This is a genomic window from Tsukamurella pseudospumae (genome assembly GCF_001575205.1).
Taxonomy (GTDB): Bacteria; Actinomycetota; Actinomycetes; order Mycobacteriales; family Mycobacteriaceae; genus Tsukamurella; species Tsukamurella pseudospumae.
The window spans coordinates 1-1346 of sequence record NZ_LSRE01000041.1; the positions used below are offsets into that span (position 1 = coordinate 1).

1 rRNA gene is annotated in these 1346 nt (G+C 56.2%); it reads left to right on the plus strand.

Annotated features, from left to right (window positions below):
- Window positions 1-1346: ribosomal RNA gene (locus tag AXK61_RS17610) — 23S ribosomal RNA — on the plus strand; the annotation flags it as partial.

Consider the following 1346-nt stretch of genomic DNA (forward strand, 5'->3'; position numbering starts at 1 on the left):
CCGAAAACACGGTGCCTGTTGTGATGGATACCCGAGTAGCAGCGAGCCCGTGAAATTCGCTGTGAATCTGCCGAGACCACTCGGTAAGCCTAAATACTACCTTGCGACCGATAGCGGACAAGTACCGTGAGGGAAAGGTGAAAAGTACCCCGGGAGGGGAGTGAAATAGTACCTGAAACCGTGTGCTTACAATCCGTCAGAGCCCTCGTTGTGGGGTGATGGCGTGCCTTTTGAAGAATGAGCCTGCGAGTCAGTGCTCGGTGGCGAGGTTAACCCGTTGTGGGGTAGCCGTAGCGAAAGCGAGTCCGAATAGGGCGTTTGAGTCGCCGGGTCTGGACCCGAAGCGGAGTGATCTACCCATGGCCAGGGTGAAGCAGCAGTAAGATGTTGTGGAGGCCCGAACCCACTTAGGTTGAAAACTGAGGGGATGAGCTGTGGGTAGGGGTGAAAGGCCAATCAAACTCCGTGATAGCTGGTTCTCCCCGAAATGCATTTAGGTGCAGCGTCACGTGTTTCTTGCCGGAGGTAGAGCTACTGGATGGCCGATGGGCCCTCACAGGTTACTGACGTCAGCCAAACTCCGAATGCCGGTAAGTGAGAACGTGGCAGTGAGACTGCGGGGGATAAGCTTCGTAGTCGAGAGGGAAACAGCCCAGATCGCCGGCTAAGGCCCCTAAGCGTGTACTAAGTGGAAAAGGATGTCCGGTCGCGAAGACAACCAGGAGGTTGGCTTAGAAGCAGCCACCCTTGAAAGAGTGCGTAATAGCTCACTGGTCTAGTGGCTGGGCGCCGACAATTTAGCGGGGCTCAAGTACACCGCCGAAGCCGCGGCACTCACATCTTTGGTGTGGGTGGGTAGGGGAGCGTCGTGCAGCCGTAGAAGCAGCAGGGTGACCTAGTTGTGGAGGCTGTGCGAGTGAGAATGCAGGCATGAGTAGCGAATGACACGTGAGAAACGTGTCCTCCGGATGACCAAGGGTTCCTGGGCTAGGTTAATCCTCCCAGGGTGAGTCGGGACCTAAGGCGAGGCCGACAGGCGTAGTCGATGGACAACGGGTTGATATTCCCGTACCCGTGTCAGATCGCCCCTGATGAATCAGTTGTACTAACCGTCCTGAAGCTTACGGATCACCTTCGGGTGACAGTTGAGTGGATGCACGGGACCTCGGCTGGTAGTAGTCAAGCGATGGGGTGACGCAGGAAGGTAGTGGGGCCAGTCAGTGGTTGTACTGGTGTAAGCCTGTAGGGCGAGATCTAGGCAAATCCGGATCTCACATAGCCTGAGAGGTGATGCGTAGCCGTTGCGGTGAATTCCATGATCCTATGCTGCCGAGAAAAGCCTCTAG